The following is an 8,152-nucleotide window of genomic DNA, read 5'->3' as shown; positions in this document are numbered from 1 at the left end:
GTATACTTATGTAAGGGACACTGGCCGGTTTATCAGCCTGTCTCTTATACACATCTCCGAGCCCACGAGGTCCGAGGACTCGTGGGCGACGAATTCCGCCTCCCTGCGCTGTTCTTGCAGTATTCAGATACTCAAGCGGCTGAGGGACTCCGTGCAGGACGCTCCGGTATGAGCCTTGAATTCTTCGCCACGGATCCCGCCGCATATCCGGTGGCTATGGAGTTCCGCTCGAGTGCACGTCGGGTCCGTCCGGGATATCAGGCTGCGAAGAGGTCGAAGGTCGAGGTCCGCCGGGGTCCCGCGATGACGTCCAGCTGCGGGTCGACGCTGAGCATGGCCTGATGCAGCCGCTGGAGCTGGGGCGAGGGCTCGACACCGAGATCGTCGATCAGCCGCACGCGCAGTTTGCGGTACACCTCCAGTGCGGAGGCCTGCCTGCCGGACCGGTAGAGCGCCACCATGGCCTGCGAATGCAGCCCCTCGTGCTGCGGGTGGCGTGCGGTCAGTTCGGCGAGTTCGGCCAGGAGCTCGGAATGCCGTCCCAGCCGCAGATCGGCGTCGATCCGCCGTTCCACGGTGACCAGCCGGCTCTCCTCAAGGCGCATGACCTCGATCTCGAGGATGGGGCCCACCTGCACGTCCACCAGTGCGGGCCCGTTCCACAGGTCGAGCGCCTGGCGAAACCGGTCGGCGGACACCTCGTTGGCGCCCGCGTCGAAAGCGGATTGCCCCTCGGCGACCAGGTGGTCGTATTGGTGAACGTCCACGCAGTCCTCGGGGATCTGCAGCAGATACCCCCCGTGCCGGGTCGCGAGGACGTCCTTGGCGCCGCTGGGGGCGCCTGGACCCATCGCCGTGCCAAGCCTCCTGCGCAGCTGCAGGATGTACGTCTGCAGGGTGGTGAGCGCGCTCCTGGGCGGCTCCGTTTCCCAGATCTCGTCCATGAGCGTCGGAACGGGCATCACCCGCCCTGGATAGAGGGCGAGGAGCGACAAGATCTGTCGCGGCTTTCCCGCTGTCGGAACAATCGAACCCCCGTTGACTTCAGCACTCAACGGACCCAGAACCTGAATCTTCACGTTCTCCTCCGTACCTCGTCGAGTTGCTCTTCGAGTTCCTCTCGGTGGCCTAAAACAAGCGCCCCGAGCAAGCTAGCCGGATCCGTGCCGGGCAAGCGGGTTTCTCTACCCGCCTTCTAGTTGGTCTCCATCTGTGGTGTTGCGAGAACGAAACAATCACTGAGGATTTCTCGTTCTGACGGTCCGGGCGGTCTCTGTGGGTCTCTGCGGACCTCGGCGGTTCAGACCGCCCACATGCCCTGTGCGGCGTATGCGGCGTGTGGCCATGTCCTGACCGCGGCCGCGCCGGGGGGCACCAGGCTCGGCACCATCAGGTCCCACAACGCGCCGACCCGGTAGCGCAGTTCGGCGTAGGGCATCCCGGTCTCCGACATCACCTCGATCACGCAGACCGCGGCGGCCACCAGCGTCTCGGGGCCCTCCCGCCGCGGGCGCTGGCGCAGCTCGCCCGCGTCGCGGGCCTGTCGCAGCAGTTCCCAGACCAGGGAGATCCAGACCGCGTGCAGGTCGGTCGCCGGGGGCAGCCGCCCGGCGCGCTCACGGGCGATCCGGAAGCCGGCCCGGACGGCCGGCTCCTCCTGAAGGGTCCGGGCCAGCCAGTAGGTGAGGTCGATGAGCGACTGCAGCGGCGAGACGCCGGCGGCCTTCAACTCCCCCACCGCACCGTCCAGAAGATCGCGGCCGCGCTGCAGCACCGCGTGCGCGAGCTCTTCCTTGGAGGCGAAGTGGAAGTACAGCGCCCCTTTCGTCACTCCGGCCGTGGCGGCGATACCGCTCAGGCTCGCGTTCGCGTATCCATGGCGATGGAACTGTTCGGCGCCGGCGTGCACCAGGCGTTCGCGGGTCCGCTCCGATCGTTCCTGCACCCCACGCACCATCGCGGCGCTCAGCTCACGCGAGCGAGGCGCTCGCCGCCGGTCTTCTCCGGCTGCGTCGGGGCCTCGGGGCTGGTCATGAGGATCGCGCGCTGCACCCTGCGCAGGCGGGCCGAGGGCTCGATGCCGAGGTCCCGTACGAGCGTGCCGCGCAGGCGCTGGTAGACGTCGAGCGCCTCGCCCCGCCGCCCCGCGCCGTGCAGCGCCAGCATGAACTGGGCGTGCAGATTCTCGTGCGTGCGGTACCGGCTGACCAGGACGGTGAGTTCGGCGAGCAGCTCACGGTGCCGGCCGAGCCGCAGATCGGCCTCGATGCGCTGGTCGAGGGCGCACAGCCGGCTCTCCTCGAGCCGCTTGGCCTCCATCTCGAGCTGCGCCCCGGTCTGTACGTCGGCGAAGGCGGACCCCGACCAGAGGCCGAGCGCCTCGCGCAACTGCTGTGCCGCGTCCCGGAAGTCCTCGGAGTCCATGGCCCGGTATCCCCTGCCCGCGAGCCGCTCGAACTCCCGGACGTCACTGGTGGCGCCGCCACGGAGCAGATACCCGCCGGGCAGGGTCACCAGCACGTCCTTGGCGCTGCGCCGCGGCTGGGCTTCGACCGGTTCGTCCTTCTCCAGGGCGACAGCGATGAGCTCCCGCAGCTGTAACACGTAGGTCTGCAGCGTGGTGCGCGCACTGCGCGGCGGTGTGGCGGCCCACAGTTCCTCGATGAGCGAGCCGACGGGCACCACCTGGTCGGCATGGAGCGCCAGGAGGGCCAGAACCTGTCGCGGTTTCGGTGCGGTCGGGGTGATGGACACCCCGTTCTCCCTCACGGCCAATGGCCCCAGTACGTCGATCTCCACGCCGACTCCCCCATCCCTGTGCGGTTCTAGGCACCCCACGATTACAAAACAGGACGGACGGTTTGTCAATACTAAACCGTTCACGCTGTTTTTATGGGAGGGGTCCGGCGGCAGCCTACATCTGTTTATGCCGATACTTGCTGACATACTGCCCCAATAAGCATGCTGCATGCAGTAGTTGACGGTTCGAACAAGGCGGCTCTTCACCGCCTCGGGCCCCGGGCGGCGAGGGGCGCCCCTCCCGTGCGGGCAGCAAAACGGCCGGAAAGCAGACCGCAGGGACTGTTTATGAGGGGGGCTGGGCGCTGAAGGATGTGCCTGCGGGCTTCACCTGCTCCAGCACCCCGGGCGCCGCGAGCCGGGGCAGCATCAGCTCCCAGAACGGGAGGAGGCGGCCCGTGGAGGTCCCGTCGCGGTCCTTCGCCCAGTCCTTCGCCCCGAGCATCTCGAAGCCCACCATCGCCGCCCCCACGACGGTGGCGGCATCGGCCGCGGCCACCCCCGCGGCGAGTTCGCCCCTGCGCTCGGCCTCCTGCAGCACCTGCTCGATCCAGCGCTGCCACTGCCCGCGCAGATCGACGCTGCCGTCCCTGAGCGCGGCGCAGTTGCTCAGCCTGAACCCGGCCCTGACCACCACGTCCTGGTCCAGCCTGCGCATGAGGTGGTACGTCGCGTCGACCAGCCGCTGCAGCGCGCCCGGCCGCCCGGCGTCCGGGCGGGCGATCTGCCGGATGACCTCGGCGGCCTCCTCCTCCACCGCACGGGCCAGCGTGCTCTTGCTCTCGAAGTGGAAGTGCAGCGCGCCGTTGCTCACCCCCGCCCTCCTGCTGATGGTGGTGAGCGAAGCCGGGACGAACCCCTCCCGGGCGAATGCCTCGGCAGCAGCCCGCACCAGCAACTCGCGCGTGCGCGCCGCACGCTCCTGCTTCACCATCGAGGGTCTCCTGACTGCGGGGAAGCAGACGGACCGGCCGCCGGCCTCCCCCTGGGCGTACCGCTATTGCGGAGGGTTGCCGTGCTTGCGGGAGGGCAGTTCGGCGTGCTTGTTGTGGAGCATGGCGAGGGACTTGATGAGGACCTCGCGGGTCTGTGCGGGGTCGATGACGTCGTCGACCAGGCCGCGCTCGGCGGCGTAGTAGGGGTGCATCAGCTCGGCCTTGTACTCCTTGACCATCTTGTGACGCATGGCCTGGGGGTCCTCGGCGGCCGCGATCTGGCGCCGGAAGATGACGTTGGCGGCGCCCTCGGCGCCCATCACCGCGATCTCGTTGGTGGGCCAGGCGTAGGTGAGGTCCGCGCCGATGGACTGGCTGTCCATCACGATGTACGCACCTCCATACGCCTTGCGCAGGATCAGCGAGATCCGCGGCACCGTCGCGTTGCAGTACGCGTAGAGCAGCTTCGCGCCGTGCCGGATGATCCCGCCGTGCTCCTGGTCCACCCCCGGCAGGAAGCCGGGCACATCCAGCAGGGTCACGATCGGAATATTGAACGCATCACACATCTGAACAAACCGAGCCGCCTTCTCCGAGGCCTCGATGTCCAGAACGCCCGCCAGGGACTGCGGCTGGTTGGCGACGACGCCCACCACCTTGCCGTCCAGACGGGCCAGCGCGCAGAGGATGTTGCGCGCCCACCGCTCGTGAACCTCCAGGTAGTCGCCCTCGTCGACGAGCTCCTCGATCACCTTGTGCATGTCGTAGGGACGGTTGCCGTCCGCCGGGACCAGATCGAGCAGCAACTCCGAGCGGCGGTCCGCCGCATCGCCGCTCACATGAGATGGCGGATTTTCGCGGTTGTTGGAGGGGAGCATCGCGATGAGGTAGCGGACCTCGGCGAGGCAGGTCTCCTCGTCGTCGTACGCGAAGTGCGCGACACCCGAGGTCGCGGCATGGACATCGGCGCCCCCGAGGCCGTTCTGGGTGATCTCCTCCCCCGTGACGGCCTTGACGACGTCGGGTCCGGTGATGAACATCTGCGAGGTCTCGCGGACCATGAACACGAAGTCGGTCAGGGCGGGGCTGTAGGCGGCGCCGCCCGCGCACGGGCCGAGCATGACGCTGATCTGCGGGATGACGCCCGAGGCCTTGGTGTTGCGCTGGAAGATGCCGCCGTACCCGGCGAGCGCGGAGACGCCCTCCTGGATACGGGCCCCCGCGCCGTCGTTCAGGGAGACCAGCGGCGCACCGGCCGCGAGGGCCATGTCCATGATCTTGTGGATCTTCGTGGCGTGCGCCTCACCGAGCGCGCCGCCGAAGATACGGAAGTCGTGGGCGTAGACGAAGACCGTGCGCCCCTCGACCGTGCCCCAGCCGGTGATGACACCGTCGGTGTAGGGCCGCTTGGCCTCCAGGCCGAACCCGGTCGCCCGGTGCCGGCGCAGCTGCTCGACCTCCTGGAACGAACCCGCGTCCACAAGCAGCTCGATCCGCTCGCGGGCGGTCAGCTTGCCCTTGGCGTGCTGCGCCTTCGTCGCCTTCTCGCTCGGGCCCGCCTGAGCCTGCACCCGGACCGCGTGCAGCTCCGCCACCCGCCCGCGCAGGTCAGCCGGCTCCGCCTCGACGGGGGCGGGGGAAATCATCGTCTCCATGACAGATCCCTTCCTGGGGCCAGGCCGAGAAGGTCCAGTCCCGGGGTCCATGCGGACAGTGTAACAAACCGTCCATGCGGTTTATAGATGAGGGGTGGAACCGTTGACCGCCCGGATCACCGCCAGCTGCGCGGGGCGCTGTAGCCGGAGCTCTTCCACCAGCGCGACCCGTTGAGGGGGCGCCCCTGCCCCGGCCCCGCGCCGTCACGGCACCGGGAGAGCAGCACGACGGTGAGTGCGGCCAGCTCTTCGTCGCTGGCCTGCCCGCGCTCGAGTCGCAGCACGGCCTGATCGCTGTCCGGATTGCCCATTTATCCCTCCATTGCTTTGCGGTCACGGTCGGGCACCCCCCTCGAGAAGAGCTCTCGAGTTGCTGGAAGGCCCACAAAAAAGAACTCCGTATCCCCTGAGGGATACGGAGTTCCGGGATCAGCTGTTTCGCGCGGGTCAGCCCGGGGGCGTGTGCGACGTCTTGTGCAACCGCACGGGGAGGGCCCCGTAGCCGTTCATCATGAACGTCCCCATCGGTTCGAGCTCTTCCTCCGGGACGCCGAGGGTCACGTCCGGGAACCTCTCGAAGAGTCCGGCCAGGGCGGTGGTCGTCTCCAGCCGCGCCAGCGGGACTCCCATGCAGTAGTGGGCGCCGTGCCCGAAACCGATGGTGTCGCGGCGCCCGGTGCGCAGGACGTCGAACACCGCGGTGTCCTGCCCGTGGTACTCGGGGTCCAGACCGGCGGCGAAGTTGACCAGGATCGGGTCCCCCTTCTTGATCAGGACACCGTCCAGCTCGATGTCCTGGACCGCGAACCGCATGGGCGAGAAGGCCCCCGGGCTGTGCATCCGCATCGTCTCGGCGATCACGTCGTCCCAGTCGGCGCGGCCCTCCCGCACGTGAGCCAACTGCTCGGGGTGGCACAGGAGTTGGCCGACCGCGTTGGTGATCAAGGTGCAGGTGGTGTCCTGCCCGCCGGCCAGCAGGAGATTCAGGGTGCCCAGCAGCTCCTGTTCGGAGAGTCCGTCGCCCTTGTCCCTGACCTCGAGCAGCCCGGAGGTGAGGTCGTCACCGGGCTCGACCCGCTTGAACGCCACCAGTTCGCCCAGCAGCTGGAAGACCACCCCCTGCGCGGCGGCCATCTCCTGGCCCGTCGCCGAGCTGTTGAAGACGGTGTGCATCGCACCGGCGAGGCCGTCCCTGAGGTCCGCGGGGACCCCGAACAGTTCACTGATCACCCGCATGGGCAGCAGCGCGGCGAACGAGGCCCGCAGATCGGGCCGTGCCGTGGGCGCCAGAGCGGCCAGCTCGTCGAGGAGCTCCCCGGTGAGCGCCTCGACCCAGGGCTGGAGCTCCTTGGTGCGCCGTGCCGTGAAGGCCGCCGCGACCAGCCGGCGCAGCCTCGAGTGCTCGTCGCCGTAGGAGAACAGCATGTTCTCGTTGGACACCCACGGGTAGAGCGGCCAGTCCGACGTTATGCGCCCCTCGATGAAGGCCGGCCAGTGCTGCCGGGCGCTCTTGGAGACACGCGGGTCCACCAGCAGCTGCTTGATGTCCGCCTGCCGCGTGATGGCCCAGGCGATGACCCCGCCGGGCAGCTCCACCTCAACTGCTCCCCCATGTGCCCGCAGCATCGCCGCCTCACCGGCGTGATCCCGCCCCAGAACATCCAGGGTGTACGGGCATGCAGTTGCTTCCATCAATGCACTCCGTTCGTTTGTCGTGATGTTTGGTGCTTTGGCACACACGCACATCAGGAGGGCACAGCCCACCCCCCGATGGACTTACGACGGGAGTGTCCGCTCAGGCCGGCTCGGCCCGGGAGGCCTGCGCCTCCTCCTGGGCGTTCATCGCTTCCTCGTACACCTCTTGGCCCCGCTCCGGCCTGAAGTCCAGCTGCACGAGCACCCCCGGCACCGCGACGGACGTCATCAGGTACTGCTGGAGTTCCGACACCCGCGCCAGCATGTCCGCATGTCCGGTCATGATCTTCGACATGATCTGGACCCCGGTGAAACAGCTGGCGAACAGCCGCGCCGCGGCGGCCACATCAATGTGCGGAAGCAGTTCCCCGTCCGCCTTCGCCTTCCCCAGGACGGCTTCGTTGACGTCGAGCCACGCCTGGATCGGCACCTGCCTGTCCAGGCCGTCCCGCACGCCCTGCTCGACGGTGAGCCGGACGCTGCCCCGCACCAAGGAGTCCCCGCGACTGAGCAGGTAGGCCATCACCAGGGCCGAGTCCAGCCCCTCCTGCAGGGTCAGCTCCCGACGAGGAATCGGGGGCAGCGAACCGACCTGGGCGGCCAGGACCGCCTGGGCGAGCTCGTCCTTGGACGTGAAGTGAAAGTAGAGCGCGCCCTTGGTCACGCCGGACCGTTTGAGGATCTCGGAGATGGTCGCGGCCTCGTACCCGACCTCGTCGAACACAGCAGATGCCGCCATGAGGATCGTCTGCCGTGTCCTGATGGCCCGCTCCTGCTGTGCCACAACATCCTCCTACCAGTCCGGCGCCGGCGGATCAACGGAACACGGGAAAAGAAACCGGCACGTACGTATCTTAGTGCGTCCCGCCTTTCTGGACTAGGGCATTCCGCTGCCATATCGCACTTCGGTGACACTCCCGGCTGAGCATGCGGTCCTCCAGGGCCCACCGGCGGGGCCGTTGGGGAGAGAATAAAACCTGGCGACCGGTTTTCCAATGGCTTCTATGGAATCCGTTGGGACCGTCAAGTTCCGTTTGTCCGGGCGCATTAACCGACCGGGATACCCAT

Annotated in this window: 8 protein-coding genes; all 8 read right to left on the bottom strand. The window is 68.0% G+C overall.

What is annotated here, in order from left to right; all coding sequences use genetic code 11:
* Positions 1-257 precede the first annotated feature (257 nt).
* Entirely contained in the window at positions 258-1,079 is an 822-nt protein-coding gene (locus tag ACWFRJ_RS06265; protein ID WP_453525014.1) for an AfsR/SARP family transcriptional regulator, read from the bottom strand.
* 221 nt (positions 1,080-1,300) lie between these two features.
* The gene (locus tag ACWFRJ_RS06260; protein ID WP_453525013.1) at positions 1,301-1,945 is read right to left on the bottom strand and encodes a ScbR family autoregulator-binding transcription factor; all 645 of its coding nucleotides are present in this window, start codon (positions 1,943-1,945) and stop codon (positions 1,301-1,303) included.
* A gap of 20 nt (positions 1,946-1,965) precedes the next feature.
* Entirely contained in the window at positions 1,966-2,799 is an 834-nt protein-coding gene (locus tag ACWFRJ_RS06255) for an AfsR/SARP family transcriptional regulator (protein ID WP_453525012.1), read from the bottom strand.
* Between the two features lie 286 nt (positions 2,800-3,085).
* A complete protein-coding gene (locus ACWFRJ_RS06250; RefSeq protein ID WP_453525011.1) occupies positions 3,086-3,733 on the bottom strand; it encodes a ScbR family autoregulator-binding transcription factor in 648 nt (215 codons plus the stop codon).
* A gap of 63 nt (positions 3,734-3,796) precedes the next feature.
* A complete protein-coding gene (locus tag ACWFRJ_RS06245; RefSeq protein WP_453525080.1) occupies positions 3,797-5,380 on the bottom strand; it encodes an acyl-CoA carboxylase subunit beta in 1,584 nt (527 codons plus the stop codon).
* A gap of 125 nt (positions 5,381-5,505) precedes the next feature.
* Entirely contained in the window at positions 5,506-5,700 is a 195-nt protein-coding gene (locus tag ACWFRJ_RS06240; RefSeq protein WP_453525010.1) for an acyl-CoA carboxylase subunit epsilon, read from the bottom strand.
* Positions 5,701-5,836: 136 nt separating this feature from the next.
* Positions 5,837-7,081, bottom strand: a complete 1,245-nt coding sequence (locus ACWFRJ_RS06235) for a cytochrome P450 family protein (RefSeq protein ID WP_453525009.1) — start codon at positions 7,079-7,081, stop codon at positions 5,837-5,839.
* A gap of 103 nt (positions 7,082-7,184) precedes the next feature.
* Entirely contained in the window at positions 7,185-7,868 is a 684-nt protein-coding gene (locus ACWFRJ_RS06230; RefSeq protein WP_453525008.1) for a ScbR family autoregulator-binding transcription factor, read from the bottom strand.
* Between the last annotated feature and the right edge of the window lie 284 nt (positions 7,869-8,152).

This window comes from Streptomyces sp. NPDC055239 (genome assembly GCF_053606205.1).
This window is presented reverse-complemented; position numbering and strand designations above follow the sequence as displayed.

Coding starts and splice junctions, on each gene's coding strand:
- ACWFRJ_RS06250 (WP_453525011.1), bottom strand. CDS start 3,733: ATGGTGAAGCAGGAGCGTGCGGCGCGCACGCGCGAGTTGCTGGTGCGG.
- ACWFRJ_RS06245 (WP_453525080.1), bottom strand. CDS start 5,380: ATGATTTCCCCCGCCCCCGTCGAGGCGGAGCCGGCTGACCTGCGCGGG.
- ACWFRJ_RS06240 (WP_453525010.1), bottom strand. CDS start 5,700: ATGGGCAATCCGGACAGCGATCAGGCCGTGCTGCGACTCGAGCGCGGG.
- ACWFRJ_RS06235 (WP_453525009.1), bottom strand. CDS start 7,081: ATGGAAGCAACTGCATGCCCGTACACCCTGGATGTTCTGGGGCGGGAT.